The organism is Bacteroides sp. AF25-5LB (assembly GCF_003602965.1).
GTDB lineage: Bacteria > Bacteroidota > Bacteroidia > Bacteroidales > Bacteroidaceae > Bacteroides > Bacteroides uniformis.
Window position 1 is genome coordinate 439,941 of the sequence record NZ_QTMC01000001.1, and the last position, 22,440, is coordinate 462,380.

At 46.0% G+C, this 22,440-nt stretch carries 17 protein-coding genes; 7 read left to right on the forward strand and 10 right to left on the reverse strand.

Annotated elements, in window-relative coordinates; translation table 11 throughout:
* Positions 1-3 precede the first annotated feature (3 nt).
* The gene (locus DWY57_RS01820; RefSeq protein ID WP_227186385.1) at positions 4-2,139 is read right to left on the reverse strand and encodes an outer membrane beta-barrel family protein; all 2,136 of its coding nucleotides are present in this window, start codon (positions 2,137-2,139) and stop codon (positions 4-6) included.
* 196 nt (positions 2,140-2,335) lie between these two features.
* Between DWY57_RS01820 and DWY57_RS01825 the strand changes: the two genes are divergently transcribed.
* Complete coding sequence (locus DWY57_RS01825; protein ID WP_119961249.1) at positions 2,336-4,636, forward strand: bifunctional dihydroorotate dehydrogenase B NAD binding subunit/NADPH-dependent glutamate synthase; 2,301 nt, start codon at positions 2,336-2,338, stop codon at positions 4,634-4,636.
* A 106-nt stretch (positions 4,637-4,742) separates the two neighbouring features.
* Positions 4,743-6,389, forward strand: coding sequence for a S41 family peptidase (locus tag DWY57_RS01830; RefSeq protein WP_119961250.1), 1,647 nt, complete (start codon positions 4,743-4,745; stop codon positions 6,387-6,389).
* Between the two features lie 64 nt (positions 6,390-6,453).
* Here DWY57_RS01830 and panD read toward each other — a convergent pair whose 3' ends face one another.
* Both panD and panC read right to left on the reverse strand, forming a co-directional pair.
* A complete protein-coding gene (gene panD / locus DWY57_RS01835) occupies positions 6,454-6,807 on the reverse strand; it encodes an aspartate 1-decarboxylase (protein WP_005823568.1) in 354 nt (117 codons plus the stop codon).
* A 32-nt stretch (positions 6,808-6,839) separates the two neighbouring features.
* Positions 6,840-7,697, reverse strand: coding sequence for a pantoate--beta-alanine ligase (gene panC, locus DWY57_RS01840; protein ID WP_117965911.1), 858 nt, complete (start codon positions 7,695-7,697; stop codon positions 6,840-6,842).
* 246 nt (positions 7,698-7,943) lie between these two features.
* On the opposite strand from panC, the gene DWY57_RS01845 reads away from it, so the two are divergent.
* Positions 7,944-8,768, forward strand: a complete 825-nt coding sequence (locus DWY57_RS01845; RefSeq protein ID WP_117601131.1) for a glycogen/starch synthase — start codon at positions 7,944-7,946, stop codon at positions 8,766-8,768.
* 23 nt (positions 8,769-8,791) lie between these two features.
* Positions 8,792-10,375 carry a DUF4270 domain-containing protein gene (locus DWY57_RS01850; protein ID WP_117601132.1) on the forward strand — a complete coding sequence of 528 codons (1,584 nt, stop codon included), beginning with the start codon at positions 8,792-8,794 and terminating at the stop codon, positions 10,373-10,375.
* 81 nt (positions 10,376-10,456) lie between these two features.
* Here DWY57_RS01850 and DWY57_RS01855 read toward each other — a convergent pair whose 3' ends face one another.
* From DWY57_RS01855 to DWY57_RS01865, 3 genes are read right to left on the reverse strand one after another with little or no spacing between them, the layout of a single operon-like run.
* Entirely contained in the window at positions 10,457-11,872 is a 1,416-nt protein-coding gene (locus DWY57_RS01855; RefSeq protein WP_117601133.1) for a glycoside hydrolase family 57 protein, read from the reverse strand.
* Positions 11,873-11,889: 17 nt separating this feature from the next.
* Positions 11,890-13,158, reverse strand: coding sequence for a glycosyltransferase family 4 protein (locus DWY57_RS01860; protein WP_008666090.1), 1,269 nt, complete (start codon positions 13,156-13,158; stop codon positions 11,890-11,892).
* Positions 13,159-13,172: 14 nt separating this feature from the next.
* Positions 13,173-15,113 carry a glycogen debranching enzyme N-terminal domain-containing protein gene (locus DWY57_RS01865; RefSeq protein ID WP_117601134.1) on the reverse strand — a complete coding sequence of 647 codons (1,941 nt, stop codon included), beginning with the start codon at positions 15,111-15,113 and terminating at the stop codon, positions 13,173-13,175.
* 170 nt (positions 15,114-15,283) lie between these two features.
* Between DWY57_RS01865 and DWY57_RS01870 the strand changes: the two genes are divergently transcribed.
* Positions 15,284-15,967 carry a rhomboid family intramembrane serine protease gene (locus DWY57_RS01870; protein WP_117965902.1) on the forward strand — a complete coding sequence of 228 codons (684 nt, stop codon included), beginning with the start codon at positions 15,284-15,286 and terminating at the stop codon, positions 15,965-15,967.
* Between the two features lie 82 nt (positions 15,968-16,049).
* The gene (locus DWY57_RS01875) at positions 16,050-16,712 is read left to right on the forward strand and encodes a Crp/Fnr family transcriptional regulator (protein WP_117601136.1); all 663 of its coding nucleotides are present in this window, start codon (positions 16,050-16,052) and stop codon (positions 16,710-16,712) included.
* A 19-nt stretch (positions 16,713-16,731) separates the two neighbouring features.
* Here DWY57_RS01875 and DWY57_RS01880 read toward each other — a convergent pair whose 3' ends face one another.
* The 4 genes from DWY57_RS01880 to mscL form a co-directional block, all read right to left on the reverse strand.
* Positions 16,732-17,424, reverse strand: coding sequence for an SGNH/GDSL hydrolase family protein (locus DWY57_RS01880; RefSeq protein ID WP_117965899.1), 693 nt, complete (start codon positions 17,422-17,424; stop codon positions 16,732-16,734).
* An 81-nt stretch (positions 17,425-17,505) separates the two neighbouring features.
* Positions 17,506-18,813, reverse strand: a complete 1,308-nt coding sequence (gene guaA / locus DWY57_RS01885; protein WP_117601138.1) for a glutamine-hydrolyzing GMP synthase — start codon at positions 18,811-18,813, stop codon at positions 17,506-17,508.
* 39 nt (positions 18,814-18,852) lie between these two features.
* Positions 18,853-20,406, reverse strand: a complete 1,554-nt coding sequence (gene guaA / locus DWY57_RS01890; RefSeq protein ID WP_117601139.1) for a glutamine-hydrolyzing GMP synthase — start codon at positions 20,404-20,406, stop codon at positions 18,853-18,855.
* Between the two features lie 350 nt (positions 20,407-20,756).
* A complete protein-coding gene (gene mscL / locus DWY57_RS01900) occupies positions 20,757-21,191 on the reverse strand; it encodes a large-conductance mechanosensitive channel protein MscL (RefSeq protein ID WP_119961251.1) in 435 nt (144 codons plus the stop codon).
* A 140-nt stretch (positions 21,192-21,331) separates the two neighbouring features.
* Here mscL and gap point away from each other — a divergent pair, with 140 nt between their 5' ends.
* A complete protein-coding gene (gap, locus tag DWY57_RS01905) occupies positions 21,332-22,342 on the forward strand; it encodes a type I glyceraldehyde-3-phosphate dehydrogenase (protein WP_117601142.1) in 1,011 nt (336 codons plus the stop codon).
* Positions 22,343-22,440 lie beyond the last annotated feature (98 nt).

Genomic DNA, 22,440 nt, shown 5'->3' on the forward strand with positions numbered 1-22,440 from the left:
TAGTTACAAATTTACTCTTTTTGTTTCATTTATTTCTTTTTTCCTTCTGCTTTCTTTTGTATCGCTGCCTTTTTGAAAACGCCAAGAGAAAGCAATACCCAGCACACGTTTGTTGTGCCGTTCGTCAACAAACGCCTGCACACCGGGAGACCGAATATCTACTTTTTGATAATTGGTGTTGAATACATCCTTGGCAAACAAGGTAACGGTGCATCTGTTACGGAACATCTTCTTTTGGATACCGATGTTCACCTCCAGCACCGGATGTACAGTGGCTTGTCCGTAGGCCATTCGCCCATTATAATTTGCCGAAAGTTCGGCCGACCATACTGAAGCGAAAGCAAACTGGTTCATGCAGCCGAGTATCGGGGTAAACATACGGTTTTTCATTTTCTGCCCTTGTTCCGTCCAACCATAATTATTATAAATACCGATAGCGGTCAGATTCACTTTCCAAAAAGAAGCAGGTGAGAGGTTGGCAGCATGTACACGCACACCCGTCTGTACATAGGAAGACAGATTCTGAGGCATTACATAGATACGCCGTTCCTCTTGTTCGCGATAGCTCTTCATGATAGCATCATCTGTATACGAGAAAAAGAGAACCGTCTGAAACCAGTCACGATACACATACCCCAACTCTATATTATCAGAAAAGGAAGGATGCAGTTTTGTATTTCCTCCTTCATGGGTATAGTCATCGAATATGTAGGTAAAAGGATTCAAATCACCATAATTGGGGCGGGTAATACGCCTGCCATACGAAAACTGAAACAAATGTTCCGAAGTCAAACCGTATTGCAAAGCAATGGTAGGAAACAAATGGAAGTAATTCGTTGTAAACGAAGAGTCTTTCTGTTGTGTATTTCCTCCAAAGTCCCCGTGTACATGGGTATGTTCCAACCTTAGACCCGCTGAGATTTTCAAGCGGTCTTTCTCATAGCCGGCTTGCAGATAGGAGGCATTGATATTTTCATCATATACAAATCGGGAACCAAGCGCCCCGTCCGGCAGCCAGCCGGAAGCCGACGGACGCATATAACCTGCCGTATTGTCTATCGTAACAAATGAGGTTTTGACTCCGGCCTGCAACTTCCAAACCTCACTTAATGGATAAACCGCATCTATCTGTCCGACATATAAGTCGGTATTTCCCTTCATGTCCCCTTTCAATGTATCGGGCTTAAAACTATCCATCAACTGGTTTCCAACACGGTAATAATGGAAATAATCAAAAGAAGCGCTGAGTTCTCCCCCTTCTCTTTTAAGCTTATGCACCATACTGGTCCCGGCAGAAAGATTGTTCCGGTTTTGCTCCGCATAGCTATAAGTATTTCCCGCAACTCCGATTTCTTGGATTTCCGTAAACATGCCTGCATTTTCCTTTTGCCGGGAAAAGTTTCCACCCAACGAGACTCCCCAAACTGTCCGTTCATTGAGATAATAATCACATCCGGTACGAAAATAGTGCGAATAATTCCTACGCTTCCGGTAAGAGTCCTGCATCATTCTTCCTCCATCCCGTTCGAACGCACGGTCGATAAACAAGTCTATGACATCCTTTCCCTGATAATACGAATAATTCAAATAAAGATTGAACTTATTCTCCCTGACATTCATGGAAACGCCGCCATAACCGCCACCCGTCCGTCCAAGACTGCCATTGCCGTTCAAGGCCAGATTCACACCGCGCAGCCTTATTTTTCTTGTACGTATATCAATCAACCCGGAGCTTCCCGCCGCATCGTGGCGTGCGGAAGGCTGGGTTATCAAATCTATCTTATCAGCATTAGTTGCAGGAGTAGATTTCAACAGACTCATCAATTCATCTCCCGAAAGATAAGTAGGCTTGCCATCCATCAGAATCGTTGCACCGCTTTGTCCGTTCAACAAAATATTGCCATTGGAATCTATCACGACTCCCGGCAGGGAAGCAAGAACATCATAAAGACTGCCCGTACTTTGAGTGACAGATGCATCCATCCGATAACTTGTTTTACCGGCAGATATTTCTACCAACGGGAGTTTAGCAGTTACCATAATTTCTTCCAAACGCTGGTCGGCAATCGTATCCTGCTGCGACCAAACCACCAAAGGCATACTCAATAAAATTGCCCCTAAAAAAACATTTCGATACATACTCTTCCTCATTTTTTATTTCAAAAGTAGGCAGGCTGTAGAAAGTGAACAAATTATAGTGACAAAGGGATGTTATCCAGTGACAACATGCAGTTTTACCCTATTCTTCTTTTGATATTACCAAATAACCCCTATCTTTGCAAAATCTATCAATCTGACAGTAATTGCGTAATTACACCAACAAAATTATTAGATAATGAATAAAATCATTAGCAAAGAACACTTTTCTGAAAAGGTCTTTAAGTTAGTCATTGAAGCACCATTGATTGCCAAATCACGTAAGGCAGGGCACTTTGTCATTGTACGTGTGGGCGAAAAAGGCGAACGTATGCCGCTTACCATTGCGGAAGCCGACCCGGTAAAGGGAACCATCACACTGGTGGTTCAGGAAGTCGGGCTCTCCTCTACCCGTCTTTGCGAACTGAACGAAGGCGATTACATTACGGATGTTGTCGGTCCGTTGGGACAAGCTACACACATTGACAACTTCGGTACTGTGGTCTGTGCCGGAGGTGGTGTAGGCGTAGCTCCCATGCTCCCTATCGTGCAAGCGCTGAAAGCTGCCGGCAACCGCGTCATCACCATACTGGCAGGACGTACCAAAGAACTGATCATCCTTGAAAAGGAGATGCGCGAAAGCTCCGACGAAGTCATTATCATGACCGACGACGGCTCCTACGGACGAAAAGGTCTGGTGACGGAAGGCGTAGAAGAAGTCATCAAGCGCGAGAAGGTGAACAAGTGTTTCGCCATCGGCCCCGCCATCATGATGAAATTTGTTTGTTTGCTGACAAAGAAATACGAAATCCCCACGGATGTATCCCTGAATACGATTATGGTTGACGGTACCGGCATGTGTGGCGCCTGCCGAATCACCATCGGAGGAAAGACCAAATTTGTATGTGTGGACGGCCCTGAGTTCGACGGACATCAAGTGGACTTCGATGAGATGCTGAAGCGTATGGGCGCTTTTAAAAGCATCGAACGCGAGGAGATGCACAAGCTGGAAGAACCTCAAACCTGCCAAGCTACCGGTGAAAACATGGAAGATGAGAAAAGCCGTAATGCTGCATGGCGTCAGGAGTTACGCAAATCCATGAAAGCCAAAGAACGGACTGCCATTCCACGCGTGGAGATGAACGAGCTCGATGCAGAATACCGCTCGCACAGCCGCAAGGAGGAAGTCAACCAAGGGTTAACGAAAGAACAAGCGCTGACAGAGGCCAAACGTTGCTTGGACTGCGCCAACCCCGGATGTACGGAAGGTTGTCCGGTAGGTATCGACATCCCCCGCTTCATCAAGAACATTGAGCGCGGTGAATTCCTCGAAGCGGCCAAGACACTGAAAGAAACCAGTGCGCTGCCTGCCGTCTGCGGTCGCGTCTGTCCGCAAGAGAAACAGTGCGAATCCAAATGTATCCATCTGAAGATGAACGAAAAGCCGGTAGCCATCGGCTATCTGGAACGTTTTGCCGCTGACTACGAACGAGAGAGCGGACAAATCTCCATACCTAAAATCAAGGAAAAGAACGGTATCAAAGTAGCTGTCATCGGTTCAGGTCCCGCCGGTCTGTCATTTGCCGGAGATATGGCGAAGTATGGCTATGACGTGACTGTTTTCGAAGCACTGCACGAGATTGGTGGTGTATTGAAATACGGCATTCCTGAGTTCCGCCTGCCCAACAAAGTGGTGGATGTGGAAATTGACAACCTTGCCAAAATGGGAGTAGAATTCGTCAAGGACTGTATCATCGGCAAGACGCTCAGCATGGAACAACTGGAAGAGGAAGGCTTCAAAGGCATATTCGTAGCTTCCGGTGCAGGACTGCCCAACTTTATGAACATCCCCGGCGAGAACTCCATCAATATCCTCTCGTCCAATGAATACCTGACCCGTGTCAACCTGATGGATGCGGCAAGTGAAGATTCCGATACACCGGTTCCCTTCGGCAAATGTGTAGCCGTGATAGGCGGCGGTAATACTGCCATGGACTCCGTGCGTACTGCACGCCGCCTCGGTGCAGCGCGCGCCCTAATTATCTACCGTCGTTCGGAAGAAGAAATGCCGGCACGTATCGAGGAGGTGAAACATGCCAAGGAAGAAGGTGTAGAATTCCTGACCCTCCACAACCCAATCGAATACATTGCCGACGAACAAGGAAAAGTGAAACAAGTGGTGCTTCAGAAAATGGAACTGGGTGAACCGGATGCCAGCGGACGCCGCAGTCCCGTACCCATCCCCGGAGCCACGGAAACCATCGACATTGACCTTGCCATCGTCAGCGTAGGTGTATCTCCCAACCCGATTGTCCCAAGCTCCATCAAGGGACTGGAATTGGGCCGGAAAGGAACGATTGCCGTCAACGATAACATGCAGTCGTCCATCCCGACCATCTTTGCCGGAGGAGACATTGTCCGCGGAGGTGCTACCGTAATCCTTGCCATGGGAGACGGACGAAAGGCAGCAGCAGCGATGAACGAACAGCTAAAAAAATAAGAATCTGTCATGAAAGGTGGAGACATACGAACTCCACCTTTTTTATTCTACTACAACCTCTCCTTCTACTTTCCCCTTCTAACATACAACTTAATATTTCAAGAATATGAAACATATTCATCTATCCTTCCTTCTCTGTCTGGCTTCCCTATTGGCAAGCGCCCAAGAGCCCCTAAACGGGGATTCCCTTGCTTCAGACTTTCGGTATCTGGTAAAAGAACTGACAGCAACCCATCCTGACCCTTATAGCGGCTTCGGAGGAAAAGTATTCTTCTACGAACAAGCTTTCCATCTGGAGAACGAGTTACGCCGGACTCCCAGTACGAAACAGACCTTTTTTGACAAGGTAAGCATTTTCCTATCCAATCTGCAAGACGGACACACCTACCTTTTACCTCCCACAGCCAATCAACAAGCAAAGCAGCGTTACCTGGCACTGGAAGTACGCACCATCCCCGACGGCATTATACTTCAAGGAATCCCTGAAACGTACAAAGACTTGTTAGGTAGCCGTATCACAACCATCAACGGAGATTCTTTAGAAGAGGTACTGGCCCGCACTGCCGCTATCCAAGCCAGTGAAAACCTATATGACCGTTATGCCAATCTATGCAAGTCCATGCCTACGGAACATTTCTTGAGACAGCTTTTCCCTGAAATGAAAGACAACCTTCACCTCTCACTTCTTACTCCCGACGGCAAATCAAGAGGATTAACCCTTCCCTTATTGTCAAGGCAGGAAGTGCAAAACACACCCATGCAACACAATAACAGTTGGAAAGCTTATACAGACAAACAACTGACCTATCAGTTCGTAGACAACGACAAGCAAATAATGCTCATCAATATCAACAGTATCATGGCACGGGATAATTTTGAGTATATGCAAAAACAAGGGCTGAAAGATTTATACCGGCAAATAGGATTCTATTATCGGGATATCTTGAAACAAGATATGCCCGCCGATACCCTGCAAGCCATTCGGCAACTCCCGTCCCTTTCCGAAGTTTTCGCCCATATGTTGAAAGAGATGAAGAAGGAAGCCTCCTCCACTCTCATCATAGATTTGCGCAACAATAGCGGCGGCTGGACTCCGATTGTCCTACCCACACTTTACCAACTGTTCGGTGACCACTTCCTGCAAACGGATATGGATATAAAATTCTATCGTATCATCTCTCCCCTCTACATGCAAAAACTACAGACAAACTTGCAGGATTTCAACCAAACATACGGAACAGACTATACCTACGGTGACTACACTTTTAGTACGGACGAAGCAGATACCACAAACATAGAACAGCGACGGGCCGACTTCATCGAGAACTGTATGTCCAGTGCACCGGAAGAACTGAGAAAGCAACAAGGAAAGGCGCTCTATACTCCGGAACACATTTACGTCATTACCAACGAACGTACCTTCAGTGCAGCTTTCCACTACACTTTCTATCTGTGGAAAATGGGTGCTACCCTTGCAGGAATACCCAGTGGACAAGCCCCCAATACCTATATGGAACAAACCTTATTCCGGTTACCTTATACCGGCATGCAAGGCTCTATCTCCAACTCCATACAAATATGCTTTCCGGGCAAAGACCGGTGTGCCCACACACTTTATCCGGACTTGATGCCCACCTATCAGGACTACCAAAGATATAATTTCGATGTCCAAACTGAGATTCTGTATTTACTCGATAAGATTAAATCGGCTCCTCATTCTCATACGAACCCTGCGGGGAAGAATCAGAAGTAAAAACAAAGCCCCGTTTACAGAAAAATTGCAAACGGGGCTTTATTTCCATATTTCAATAAAGAGACTACTTCACCACCTTGTTCGTTGCCGGGTCGGGGAAAATCACCGTCGGCTTGAATGACTTGGCTTCTTCAAAGTCCATCAGCGCGTAGGACATGATAATAACGATGTCATCAGGTTGCACCTTGCGGGCTGCCGCACCGTTCAAGCAAATTTTTCCAGAGCCGCGCTCGCCCTTAATAATGTAGGTTTCAAAACGTTCACCGTTATTATTGTCGGCTATATACACCTTCTCGCCGGCAATCATGTTGGCAGCATCCATCAAATCCTCATCAATCGTAATGCTTCCCATATAGTTCAGGTTTGCTTCCGTGACGCGGGCACAATGGATTTTCGACTTCAACACTTCAATCATCATATCTTTATAAATTACGAATTACTAATTATAAATTACAAGGCAGCAGGCTCTTTGTACTTGATATTGTCAATCAGACGGACTTCCCCGCAGAACACCGTGATACAACCCACAGCATAAGAGGTTTCCTCCCAATCGGCAATCTTCTGTAAGGTACTGCCATCCACCAGCTCAAAGTATTCCAAACGCAATCCGGGGGTGGCTGCGATGGTGTCTTCCACAAACTTCTGTGTCTCAGTTACCGTATGCGAGGTTGCAAAGGTACGACTTTCAAATAAAGTCTGCGAAATTCTCAGTGCATTTTTGCGTTCTTCGGCAGATAAACGGGCATTGCGGCTGCTCAGAGCCAACCCGTCTTCCTCACGAACAATGGGACAGCCTACAATTTCCAAAGGATACTTCAGCTGGCGGACCATCTCGCGAATAATTGCCAGCTGCTGGAAATCTTTCTCGCCGAAGTAGGCACGATCCGGCTGCACAGCATCAAACAGTTTGCTCACAATCTGGCAAACACCATTAAAATGTCCCGGACGGAATGCCCCTTCCATCACTGTGTCCAGCGGTGCATAGCTGAAACGGCGGGTATCCGGTTCCGGATACATCTCCTCCACCGAAGGAGCAAAGACAAATGCCGCTCCACACTCCTCCAGCAAACGGCAATCAGCCTCCGGCGTACGGGGATATTTCACTAAATCATTCTTGTCATTAAACTGGGTCGGATTTACAAAAACGCTTACTACGGCAGCGTCATTTTCTGCCACACAACGTTTCACCAATGAGGCATGACCGGCATGCAAGGCACCCATCGTAGGTACCAGACCTATCTTCTTTCCCTGGGCTCTCAAAGCCGAAAGTCCGGCCTGCAAGTCCTTGATAGTATGTACTATTTCCATTTTAATTGGTTATATAATAACTTGGTTGTTCTCAAAAGCGGTGCAAAATAAACCATTATTTAGCATATAAAGAAGAAATATCACAAATTAATGCAAAACTCAGTACACTTTCCGACAATTCCAAAAGAAGATTTCTCACTGAACAACAATCAGTTAACAATTCATAAGGAATTATAGACGGGCTCTGTTTGCTTTATTGCCCGATTTTTTTTATATCTTTGCAGAATAATTGAGAACATTGTTATTATGACAAAGGCGAACAAGGTTTTATTTATAACCCAAGAAATTACCCCTTACGTTTCAGAATCCGAAATGTCCCTCGTAGGCAGAAACCTACCTCAGGCTATTCAAGAAAAAGGCAGAGAAATCAGAACGTTTATGCCAAAATGGGGAAATATCAACGAACGCAGAAACCAGCTGCATGAGGTGATACGACTCTCCGGCATGAACCTCATCATTGACGATACCGATCACCCGCTCATCATCAAGGTTGCCTCTATCCAGTCTGCACGTATGCAAGTATACTTCATCGACAACGATGACTACTTCCAGAACCGCTTGCAGGTAACAGACGAAAATGGTGAAGAGTATGAAGACAATGATGCCCGTGCCATCTTCTATGCCCGCGGCGTACTGGAAACGGTGAAGAAACTGCGTTGGTGTCCCGACATCATCCACTGCCACGGCTGGATGACCGCTTTAGCGCCTCTGTACATCAAGAAAGCCTATAAAGACGAACCTTCTTTCAGAGATGCCAAAGTCATATTTTCCCTTTATGAAGATGACTTCAAACAAGCTTTCCACACAGACTTTTCTAACAAGCTATTGTTGAAAGGCATTGCCAAAAAAGATATTGCAGGATTGAAGGAACCCATTGACTACACAGCACTTTGCAAACTGGCTGCTGACTTCTCCGACGGCATTATACAGCAAAGCGAACACGTCAATGAGGAAGTACTGAACTATGCCCGCGAATCCGGAAAGCCCGTATTGGAATATCAATCTCCCGAAAACTTTGCTGAAGCCTGCAACGACTTCTACGACAAGGTATGGAAAACAGAACAAAAATAAAATCGATTTAGACAGTTAAAACTATGAAAGTAAGATATCTGGGAACATTACTTTTGGCAGTCCTGACTTTCTTTGGATGCGATGACAACACCGGCACATTAGGCCTGGGTATGTTGCCCGATTCTGACGGCATGTCAGCGCATACTGCTACTTTTAATGTAACAACATGTTCATTTCCCGTTGATTCCGTATTTGCCAAAACGAGTACCGGCTATATAGGCAAGTTTTCCGACCCGGAATTCGGTTATTACGAAACAAGTTTCCTTACGGAGCTGAACTGTACGGAGAACTTCTCACTTCCGGAAGTGTATAAAGTGACCGAATGGGACAGTGAAGGAAATCCAATCAAGGCAACAGGTACAATGACTGCCGACTCGGTAGTTTCAGTACAACTAGCAGTCTATTATTCCAGTTGGTTCGGCGATTCCCTGAATGCATGCCGAATGAGTGTCTATGAACTGGACAAGAAGCTGGACAAAAATCGCTATACCAACATCAATCCAGAGGAGTACTACAATAAGTATGACCCCAAGTCCCTGCTCGGACGTAAGGCCTATTCAGCTTTCGACACGTCTGTTCCAGACTCTGTGAGATTTGAAAAGGACAATAACGGTTATTATACTTTCTATCCCAATGTAACGTTCCCATTGGACAAGAAAACCTTCGGCGAAGACAGAATATTGAAGGTTTATCGCGAGCATCCCGAATACTTTAAAGACGCCGCAACTTTCATAGACAAGATTTTCAAAGGAGTATACGTGAAGAGCGATTATGGAGATGGAACCATCCTCTATGTGGATTATGTGGCTCTGCAAATGCAATTCCGTTTCCACCACGTAAATGATACTACCGGTGTAGCACTGAAGAAAAAAGATGGTACAGACTCTTTGTTCTATAGCATGCAAACTGTATTCGCCTCTACCAAAGAGGTTATCCAGGCAAACCAGTTTCTGAATTCTGATTTGATAAAAGCAAAGGCTGCCGAAACTCAACATACCTATATCAAATCTCCTGCCGGTATCTTCACTCAAGCTACCATGCCATACGATTCAATATACAATAAACTGACCAATGACACCTTGAATGCCGTGAAGTTAACTTTCACGAATTATAATATAAACAGTGACTATGAATATAGCATGAGTGCTCCCAATGACGTGCTGTTGATACGTAAACAAGACTTGAAAAGCTTCTTTGAAGAGAACAAAGTCATGGATAATATTACCTCATTTACAACCACCCACAATGCATTTGCCACTAACCAATATGTATTCAGCAACATCGCCCGGTTGGTTACCACTTGCATCAACGAAAAACAAGCTGCCAAGAAAGCCGCCAAAGAAAAGGCCGGCAGTTCTTGGAATGAGACAGAGTGGGAAAAAACTTGGAACAAAGAAAATGAAGACTGGGATAAGGTATTGCTGATTCCGGTTTCCATTACCTATGACAACAGTACAAGCAGTAGCGGCAACAAAACCATAACCGGTATCCAAAACGACCTCAAGCCGGGATATGCCAAACTGAAAGGCGGTCCGAAAGAGAATGCAAAAGGCGAAGTGGAATCGCCTCTGAAGATAGAAGTTACATACACCAGTTTCAACAAGTAACTGACAGATATTCCATAAAAAAGCCTTCCGCTCTACGATGAGCGGAAGGCTTTTTTATGATTGATGGGAAAGCTGCCGATATTATTCAGCAGCCTTTTTAGTTGTTTTCTTTGCAGCAGGCTTTTTGGCAGAAGCCTTGGCCTTTGCCGTTTTTTCTGCGGCAGATTTAGCTGTAGCCTTGCCCTCTTTCTTTTCCGCAGCCTTTATCTTCTCCAGTTTGGTCTGCGCTTTCGCCAATTCCTTATGAAGTTCCTCTATCTCGGTACCTTGGTTTTGGATAGTGGTCAGCAATGCATTCAGTTCTTCATTATCTATATCTACCGGATAAAGAGAATCGACACGTTTGATAAAGTCACCAAGAATATTCATATAATTGGTGAAAGCATCAAAAGGAGATTCATAAATGCCACGGTTCAAACCGACACCGCTTTGCTTGGTAGTCATGAAACGGAAGTTGTTACTTGCCTGCAGATAATCCCAGTCTTGCTTGATACGACGGTCATCACAGAGATGGACACGTTCGGCAACACTATACAACTTGTTGAATGCTTCACGCTGCATCACGTTACCCAGCCAGCAGCTGGTATCTCTTTCTTCGTCCACCCAAGACATCGGATATGGAACGTCCAACTGGGAAACAGATTTCAGTTTAGTAACGATTTCCGTCGGTGTGGAGAAAGTAATCCCCTTTTCTTTGGCACAGTATGGAAGTGCCTTCAGGAATTCCAGAATATTGGAAGACAACGGCTGTGCCATGCCCAGAGCAGAGAGTTCCATAAAGATGTTGATGACCTGCTCTTCCTGCGGTAAAGCATCAATCCAGTTGATGTACTTGTCGGCAAACAAAGGATACTCGTTCCACTCGGAGTTGGAGAAGCGTAGGCTGATGTCGTCAGACAGCTTAAAGTCACGCAACAGCAACTTCAAGTTAGGATTCATGGAGCAATGGTATACATAGTGCGGACTCTTCCAACCCAAAACATGCTTGGCTCCTTCCGTCAGCATGCCCTTGAATCCCAAAGCTGCCACCATCGCACCAATCTCGTCATTATAAATCAGGCTGGAATTACGAAACACCTTCGGCGCCTTACCGAACATTTGCTTCATCTTAGCGCTCTGACGCATCACCTCTTCCTTGAAGCAATCCTCGTTGGCCAGAGAAGAAAGGCCATGAGAATAAGGCTCGGCAAGGAACTCACAGCAACCAGTATCATTCAGCTGGTGCAACAAGTCGATGACAGCCGGTGCATATATTTCCAACTGCTCCAGCGCAACCCCTGAAATGGAGAAAGCCACTTTAAACGCACCTCCGGAATTCTTCACCATTTCAATCAGAGTGTTCAATGCCGGGATATAAGAGCGTTCGGCTACATCATTGATACTGGTTTCATTGGCATAATCATCGTAGTAATAATGATCGATACCTATATCAAAGAAACGGTAACGTTTCAGATGAATGATTTGATGTATTTCAAAATAAAGACAGATAGTTCTCATTTCTATTATTGTTTTTGTTATTTACCATAGTTTCTTAACACATCCTCATAGAGGGCGCGGATTCTCAAGCCTACTTTTTCCCACGTGATTCCATCCACTTCCTTCTTGCCTTCCTCCTGCAGATATTGGAAGAGAGCGGGATTAGTGCAGAGAGAGTAAATGGCATCGGCCATTGCATGAATGTCCCAATAATCGGTCTTGATGACCTTATCAAGAATTTCACCGCATCCCGACTGCTTTGAAATGATGGAAGGAGTTCCACACTGCATAGCTTCCAGCGGAGCAATACCGAAAGGTTCGGAAACGGAAGGCATAACGAATACATCACTGTTCTTATAAACCTCATATACCTGCTTTCCCTTCATGAAGCCCGGGAAATGGAACCGGTCGGCGATGCCCCGCTCGGCTGCCAGATTAATCATGGCATCCATCATATCTCCCGAACCGGCCATAACAAAGCGGATGTTACGGGCACGCTGCAATACCAGTGAAGCAGCTTCCACAAAGTATTCCGGTCCCTTTTGCATGGTGATGCGGCCAAGGAATGTCACAATCTTCTCTTTGGAATGGTCGGGACGTGGAATGTCCTGGTATTCCTGCGAGAGAGGATAGACGGCATTGTGCATGGCAAACACCTTCTTGGGATTCTGATGGTACTGCTCAATAACCGTGCGACGGGTCAGTTCGGACACGCACATGATGCAGTCGGCATAATCCATACCGTTCTTCTCCATAGAATAGACGGTAGGATTGACTTTTCCACGTGAACGGTCAAAGTCCGTAGCATGCACATGGATGCAGAGCGGCTTTCCGCTCACCATCTTGGCATGCACTCCGGCAGGATACGTCAGCCAGTCGTGGGCATGAATAATATCAAATTCCTGCTGGCGAGCCACTACTCCGGCAATCACCGAGAAGTTGTTTATCTCTTCGTGCAGGTTGCCGGGATAACCGCCGGCAAAGTCCATGCAGCCTATGTCATTGACGTGCATATAAGAGAAATCCGAATAGATATGGTCGCGGAAAGAATAATAATCTTCCGGCGTCATGTTGCGCGTCAGCCTCGACTTCAAATAATTGTAATCGACATCACGCCACACGATAGGCACCTGGTTCATGCCTACTATCTTCAAGAAGTCCTCTTCTTCACCCGTCGGCTTGGGCATGCAGAAAGTAGTTTCCACATCGCCCTGCAAACTTAATCCTTTAGTTATTCCATAAGAAGCAACCGCAAGACCACCATATATTTTGGGAGGAAATTCCCATCCAAACATTAAAACTTTCATCTTCGTTCCTCCTTTTATAAATTATACTTAGACAATAACTTCAAGATACGCAGGATTTCTGCCGTATTCATGGCAAATGACACCGCCCCTCTTCCTACAAACGGAGGATTACCATCGAAGAGTTCGGGCAATGCGCCAATACAATGGGAAGTCATTTCATCTTCCATACCGATGAGGTATCTTTCTACAAACGACACGCCACTCACTTTATAGATACGCAGATATGCTTCCATGTAAAAACCCATCAGCCACGGCCATGCCGTACCCTGATGATAGGCATAATCTCTTTGAATCTGAGGACCTACATAATTCGGATTGTATCCGCCACTCTTGGGGCTCAGTGTACGCAAACCCTTCGGAGTCAACAGTTCTTTCGTCACAATATCGAGTACCTGCTTTTTCTGGGCCCTATCCAACGGAGAATAGTCAAAAGCAACAGTAAATATCATGTTGGGACGTACACTCCAATCCATCATATAACCATCCACATAGTCAAACAGATAGCCATACTCATTGCGGAATACGTCTACGAAAGACTTTCCGGTAACTTCTGCCTGAGCGTCCAGTGTATCAGCAAGAATTTCATTGCCTCCCTCCCGCACCATATCGGCTACAAAACGCAGGGCATTGTACCACAGTGCATTCACTTCCACAATATAGCCCGTACGCGGAATAACCGGACGGCCATTGGCGGTAGAGTTCATCCAGGTAACCGCTTTCTCGGTACCATTGGTATACAACAATCCATTTTCGTGCAGGAAGAGATTGCCATGCCTGCGTTCACGGATATAGTCAACAATCTCTTCAAGGAGATTACCGTACATCTGCCGGCAATTTTCACGCGAAGTCTCCTTAGCATACTGCTGTAAAGCCCAGACAGCCCACAGCAGCACATCCGGATGCTCCATCTCGTATATCTTATAGGAAGAAGGTTCTCCATTGATAAATTCACGGATAGCCTTTTCGGCTGTTTTCATCACGTCTTCAAATTCATCTTGTTCGCCTAAGGCCAAAGTAAGACCCGGCAGGGAGATGAACAAGTCACGGGCACGGCACTTGAACCAAGGATAACCTGCAAGCACATAATGCTCCTCTCCCTGCTTGTTGTGGAACTGGTGCGCCGAGTTTTTCAGACAGTGGTAAAAGCTGTCACGCGGAGTGCGGTCGGCCACCTCGGACTCAAAAGTCTGCTTCAGCTTGCGGGGGGAAATCTCGGAAATACCGGCGGAGAAGACAACGCTTTCCCCTTTCTTTATATCAACTTCAAAATATCCCGGCACATAAAGGTCTTCATTGAAGTCATATCCGCGTTCCTGTTCTTTAGGATACTCAATACCACGATACCAGTCAGGCTGGAAGTGGAACTCATTCTTTTTGTTGAGCTGCATGAACAACTCCGGATAACCAGGATACATGCAGGTTTTAATGCCATTCTCTACCAACTGATAGTCGCGGCTTGCCTGCGCATTTTCGTGCGTGTACTCGCGCACACTGCGGAATGCCAGGAAAGGGCGGAATCTGAGTGTAGTTGCCGAATGGGCATCGACCAAGGTATAACGAATCAGAATCCGATTTTCATGATGTACGAAAATCTTTTCTTTACGAAGGATGACACCTCCTACACGATAGGTAGTTGTGGGGATATTTTCACAGTCGAACTCTCGAATGTACTTGTGTCCGTTAGGACTGAAGTGGTTCCCTTGATACTTATGCAACCCCAGGTTGAACTCCGCACCGTGCTGAATTACAGTTTCATCCAAAGAAGACAGCAGCACATGGTTTTCATCATCAAGGTTGGGGACCGGTATCACCAACAGACCGTGATATTTGCGTGTGTTACAATCTACAATTGTTGTACAATGATAGGCTCCCGACCTATTCGTCCGCAATATCTCCCTTGGCAAAGATTCTTGCAGATTAATCATCAGGGTCTTGTCAAATCGTAAATAACTCATAGTTGTGCATTATTTAAAGGTTAATTATTTCGGTATATGCGCTACAAGCCATGTAGCGATGCCCAAAAATACGAATTAAAGCTTATAGGCAAAATAAAAAGTCAGTTTTTTTTCGGTTTTCGTCAAATATTCCGTAGTATTGTACAAAAATAGCAATCACTGTACGAAATATGAAGCATGATATACGCAGAATGGCATTGGCGGCGGTTATACCCCTATTCCTGCTATTCATTTTATACATTTTGAAGTTTTTGGAGATAGGCATGGACTGGAACTTCACACAACTGGGAGTATATCCGATGGAACAGCGGGGTATGTTCGGAATTTTCGCACATCCACTGGTGCACAGCAGCTTCAAGCATCTGCTCGCCAATACGATTCCACTCTTTTTCCTGATGTGGTGTCTGTTCTATTTCTACCGCCATATAGCCCCCTACATTTTCTTTGCCATTTGGATAGGATGCGGTACACTTACCTTTCTTATAGGGAAACCGGGATGGCATATCGGAGCCAGTGGCATTATATACGGACTGGCTTTCTTTCTGTTCTTCAGCGGCATACTGCGCAAACATGTACCGCTTATCGCCATTTCACTGTTGATAACGTTCCTATATGGCGGCCTGGTATGGAATATGTTCCCACAATTTGCAAAGGCCACCACTTCTTGGGAAGGACACCTTAGCGGAGCCATAGCAGGCACGCTATGCGCCATATGCTTTATGGGATACGGACCACAACGGCCTGATCCGTTTGCCGGAGAGGAGGAAGAGGAAGACACGGAAGAAGAGGATTCAGAAAAAGAGGATTCGGACCACAAGGCAGAAGAGGACAACAGCACGTTTAAGAAACAATAAAAAAAACAAAAAGAGGGGCAAAGAGTTTACAGTACACCTTGATAATGTCTACTTTTGTTTCAAAACAAGAAGAAAAAGCATCATGAATACAATGTTTGATACATTATTGCAACTGCCACTCTTTCAAGGACTCGCACAAGAAGACTTTACCAATATCCTAGGAAAAGTCAAGCTGAACTTTACAAAGCATAAAGCCGGCGAAGTTATCGTGAAAGCCGGTGACACATGCAGTCAACTGATATTCGTATTGAAAGGTGAAATCTCCTCATGTACTTCATCCGCTAATACCTCATACAGCTTCACGGAATATTTTCAAGCGCCTTATGTCATCGAGCCACAATCCCTATTCGGGATGAGCACCTCCTATGTCTCGACCTATACCGCCCAAACTGAGACCCACACTGTTAGCATAAGCAAGGCTTTCGTCATGAGCGAATTGTTTAAATATGATATATTCCGCCTGAATTACATGAATATCATCAGCAACCGCGCGCAAAGTCTGAGCAACCGCCTTTGGGCAGAAAACACCGACAACCTTGAAAGACGTATCGGCAACTTTATCCTAACACACATCGAACGTCCGGCAGGCAGGAAAACGCTGAAAATAAAAATGGAAGAACTGGCCCAGGTGGTCAATGATACCCGCGTGGGAGTATCGAGAGCGCTGAACAGCATGCAGGAGAAAGGTCTGCTCGAACTGCACAGAGGCGAGATGATGATTCCCAACGCAGAAAAACTCTTATAACCACCTGAACCGAGATTTCCTACAACACCTTGTCTATCACTTTCTTTATCAAGGATTCCATCACTTTATACCCTTCCAGAGTGGGGTGTACCCCGTCCTTAGTATACAAGGGGTTCAAGGCGTTATTGCCGTCTTCCGCCTCTACCATCTCACTGTAATAGTCGACATAAGGAATCTTGTTCTCCTTAGCATATGCCCGTATTCTGGCATTCAGCTGCATTATCTTTTGCGGAGCATCCTTCACCGAAGAATTCCAGCCAAAAGCAGCGGCAGGCAACACAGATGTCAAAATCACCTTTATCTTATTAGCCCGTGCCAACTCAACCATAGACACTATATTTCCAAAAGTGTATTCTTCATTATAAGCGCCTGCATTTTCCGCTACGTCATTGGTACCTGCATTTATCACGACCAGCGCCGGAGCAAGCTTGATGACATCCTCACGAAAACGGAGCAGGAAATGGGAAGAAGTCTGCCCACTTATACCACGGCCCACATAGCCATTTTTTTCAAAGAAAGCGGCATCATTTGCCACCCATCCTTCTGTGATTGAGTTGCCCATAAAAACCACCCGGTCCTTTTGCTTTCCCTTCCGTACCAGTTCCTTATTTGCCTCTGCATAACGTTTCAAATTTCCCCAATCCTGCTTCTGCGCGTCAGAGGCTACCCAAGGTATGCACAAAAAGACAGCAATCATACATAAAAGTTTCATTGTTCTATTCTTTGTTGTTTTTGTCATAAAAAAACAGCCCCACCATTTTTAAGGTGAGGCTATCATTATCATTGGCCAGTCTCACTCCCACTCGATTGTCGCATTGGGTTTCGGAGACATATCGTAGCAAACACGGTTGACGGTCTTCACTTCCTTGAGGATACGGTCTGTAATCTTCATCAGGATGGGCCAGTCTACCGGCTCGACGGTAGCGGTCATAGCATCCACCGTATTGACGGCACGGATAATGACGGGCCAGTCGAAAGAGCGCGCATTGTCGCGTACACCTACAGATTTGAAATCGGGCACCACAGTGAAATACTGCCATACCTTCTTATCCAGGCCTGCCAATTGGAATTCCTCACGCAGAATGGCATCCGACTCGCGTACAGCCTCCAAACGGTCGCGGGTAATGGCTCCCAGACAACGCACTCCCAATCCGGGACCGGGGAACGGTTGACGGTAAACCATCTCGTACGGCAATCCAAGCTCTACACCGCATGCACGTACTTCGTCCTTGAACAACTGGCGCAACGGCTCCACCAGTTCAAATTGCAAATCCTCGGGCAGACCGCCTACGTTGTGATGAGACTTCACCATCTTGGCTGTTTTTGTACCACTCTCTACAATGTCGGGATAGATGGTACCCTGTCCAAGGAAGTCGATGCCGTCCAGCTTACGGGCTTCTTCCTCAAAGACGCGGATAAACTCTCCGCCGATAATCTTGCGCTTCTGTTCGGGGTCGGCCACGTTTTCAAGCTTGGAGAGGAAACGGTCTGTGGCATCCACGTATATCAAGTTAGCCTTCAGCTCCTTGCCAAAGATTTCCACCACGGCTTCCGATTCGCCCTTACGCATCAACCCGTGGTTCACGTGTACGCAAACCAGCTTGTCGCCGATAGCTTTCAGCAGCAAAGCAGCCACCACGGAGCTATCCACACCACCGGACAGTGCCAGCAGCACCTTACGGTCGCCTACCTGACGGCGTATCAATTCTATCTGGTCGTTGACGAAATTCGTCATGTTCCAATTAGCCTCAGCCTTACAAGTATCGAATACGAAAGATTTCACAGCATCCTTGATGGCTTCCACATCATCCGTAAACTGCGGCAGCTTCACTTCACACAACGCCTTGTCGTGTCCGGCGGCCATCACGGGGAACCCTGCTTCGTAAATCTCGGGCAATACATCGATAGATACCCCATCAACCACATTATTGGGACCACCGTTGATGATGATACCTTTCACATTCGGCAAAGCCTTCAGTTCGGCAGCGGTAATATCGTGCGGGTATATTTCGCTATATACTCCCAACGCACGAATCGCTCTGGCAAGCACTGTGTTCTCATGGCTTCCCAAATCCAGAATCACAATCATATCCTGCTTCATTCTTCTATATTGTTTTTAAGTTAATAATTTCAGTCGGTCTTATTCCCATTCTATTGTGCTGGGCGGTTTTGAAGAGATGTCATAGGTTACGCGGTTCACACCTTTCACTTTATTAATAATGTCGTTGGACACCTTGCCCAGAAATTCGTAGGGCAGATGCGCCCAGTCGGCCGTCATGGCATCGGTGGAAGTAACAGCACGCAAGGCCACCGCACGTTCATAGGTACGTTCGTCACCCATCACGCCCACACTCTGTACGGGCAGAAGAATGACGCCCGCCTGCCAGACCTGATGGTAGAGCGATGTCTCGTTGCCGGCGGCATCCTTCACTTTCCAATCACGCAAGCCCTGGATGAAAATATCGTCGGCTTCCTGCAAGGTCTGTACTTTCTCTCGTGTTATATCCCCCAGAATGCGGACAGCCAGTCCCGGGCCAGGGAAAGGATGACGAGTAATCAGATGTTCGGGCATTCCCAATTCGCGTCCTACGCGGCGTACTTCGTCCTTGAACAGCCACTGCAACGGCTCGCACAGACGGAGGTTCATCTCCTCGGGCAGACCGCCCACGTTGTGATGGCTTTTGATGGTCTTGCCCGTAATGTTCAAGCTCTCGATGCGGTCGGGATAAATGGTGCCTTGTGCCAACCAACGGGCATCGGTAATTTTGTGCGCCTCGGCATCGAAGACTTCGATGAAATCGCGGCCGATGATTTTACGCTTCTGCTCAGGCTCGGTCACTCCCTTCAAATCCTTGAAGAACTTCTCACTGGCATCCACACCAATCACATTCAACCCCAGACACTCGTAGTCGTGCATCACATTCTTGAACTCATTCTTGCGAAGCAGTCCGTGGTCTACAAAGATGCAGGTCAGGTTCTTACCGATGGCACGATGCAGCAACACGGCGGCTACCGAAGAGTCTACACCGCCACTCAGTCCCAAGATAACGCGATCGTTGCCAAGCTGCTCCTTCAGTTCGGCCACAGTGGTATCTACAAACGATGCGGCGCTCCAGCTTTGACTGCAACCGCAGACGTCTACCACGAAGTTGCGTAGCATCTGCGTACCATCCTCGCTATGAAACACTTCCGGATGGAACTGCACTCCCCACATCTCCTCGCCGGACACCTGGTAAGCAGCAATCGCTACCTTGTCCGTAGAAGCTATAATCTTGAAATTGTCGGGAATGGCTGTAATCGTGTCTCCGTGGCTCATCCATACTTGGGTATTCTTCCTTACCCCTTTGAAAAGGACATTCTCCGAATCGAAAGAACCGAGATGGGCACGTCCGTACTCGCGGGTTCCTGCCGGCTCCACCCGTCCACCGTTGCTGTAGGAGATAAACTGTGCACCGTAGCAGATACCCAGAATGGGATATTTCCCACGAATCCCGCTCAAATCTACCTTGAATGCACTCTTATCATAAACAGAAAAGGGGCTACCCGAAAGGATAACTCCTTTTACACTCTCATCTCCGTATGGAAATTTGTTGTAAGGTACAATCTCGCAATAGACATTCAGTTCGCGCAACCGGCGGCCTATGAGCTGCGTGGTTTGCGAACCGAAATCAAGAATAATAATCTTCTCTTGCATATAAATCCGTATAGACTTTAATAAATGATTTGCAAAAGTAGAAAAAGTAAAGGAATTATTAGGGATAATGTGACAGAAAAACGCTTTTTTACTAAAAACAGCTTTAAATTCAGGCAAACACTATCCACAAATATACGAAAAGCTATTCTCACCACAGCCGTGTTGTTTTCTTACCACAGCTATGCAACTTGCTTACCACAGCAATGTTATTTTCTTACCACAGCTGTGGTAAGATTATTGCTTAGCACAAAAAGGAACAGTTTCCGGCAGTGTCGGGAAGAGTTAAAGGTACCAATGTAATTAATATGCCAACCGGCACATTAACCACATTATGAAGTTCTGCTTCGATATTACTTTTCTTTCAGCAAGTCACGGATTTCGGTCAGCAGCACCTCTTCCTTGCTCGGTACGGGGGGAGCCGGAGGAACGGCAAGCGCCTCTTCTTTCTTCTTTTCAGTCAGTTTGGTCAACAACTTTATAAACATGAAGATAGAGAATGCTATAATCAGAAAGTCGAAAGTGACCTGCAAGAAATTACCGTAATTCAAGGTCACGGCAGCAACCTCTTTCCCATCCACCATTTCGGCAGGTTTCAGCACCCACTTCAAGTCTGTAAAGTTGACACCGCCCACCAGTAACCCGATAGGAGGCATAATCACATCTGCCACGATGGAAGAGACGATTTTTCCAAATGCCCCACCGATAATCACACCGACGGCCATGTCTATCACATTGCCCTTCATGGCAAAAGCCTTAAATTCCTGTAAAAATGAACTTTTTCCCATCTTTTCAATTATTTAATTATGATTTTGGTTACGAATATAAAAACATTTTCTTACTTTTGCACCGCAAATCAGAAAGAAATGCAATTAGTAAGCGAAAGTTTATTTTTAAACATTATAAAACCCTTAAAAGTTTAAACAAAATGATTAAAGTAGGTATTAATGGATTCGGACGTATCGGACGTTTCGTATTCCGCGCTGCAATGAAGAGAAACGATATTCAGATCGTAGGTATCAACGACCTTTGCCCGGTAGACTACTTGGCTTACATGCTGAAGTATGACACTATGCACGGTCAATTCGACGGTACTATCGAAGCTGACGTTGAAAACAGCAAATTGATCGTTAACGGTCAGGCTATCCGCATCACTGCAGAAAAAAATCCGGCTGACTTGAAATGGAACGAAGTAGAGGCAGAATACGTTGTTGAATCTACTGGCTTGTTCCTGAGCAAAGACAAAGCTCAAGCTCACATCGAAGCTGGCGCAAAATATGTTGTAATGTCTGCTCCTTCTAAGGACGACACTCCGATGTTCGTTTGCGGTGTTAACGAAAAGACTTACGTTAAGGGTACTCAATTCGTATCTAACGCTTCTTGTACTACTAACTGCTTGGCTCCTATCGCTAAGGTATTGAACGACAAATGGGGTATCACTGACGGTTTGATGACTACTGTTCACTCTACAACTGCTACTCAGAAGACAGTTGACGGTCCTTCTATGAAAGACTGGAGAGGTGGTCGTGCTGCTTCTGGCAACATTATCCCGTCTTCTACCGGTGCTGCTAAGGCTGTAGGTAAAGTTATCCCGGCATTGAACGGTAAACTGACTGGTATGTCTATGCGTGTTCCGACTTTGGACGTATCTGTAGTTGACTTGACAGTTAACTTGGCTAAGCCCGCTACTTACGCTGAAATCTGCGCTGCCATGAAGGAAGCTTCTGAAGGCGAATTGAAGGGTGTTCTGGGTTACACTGAAGATGCAGTTGTTTCTTCTGACTTCTTGGGTGACACTCGCACTTCTATCTTCGACGCTAAGGCTGGTATCGCTTTGACTGATACTTTCGTTAAGGTTGTATCTTGGTATGATAACGAAATCGGTTATTCTAACAAGGTTCTTGACCTGATTGCTCACATGGCATCAGTTAACTGCTAATATACAGTTAGAAAATAATAAAAAATAGGTGGCTTCTGCAGAAGTCGCCTATTTTTTTTGCAATTTTGCAGCTAGTACGTTTTTTATCAGCTTCTTTA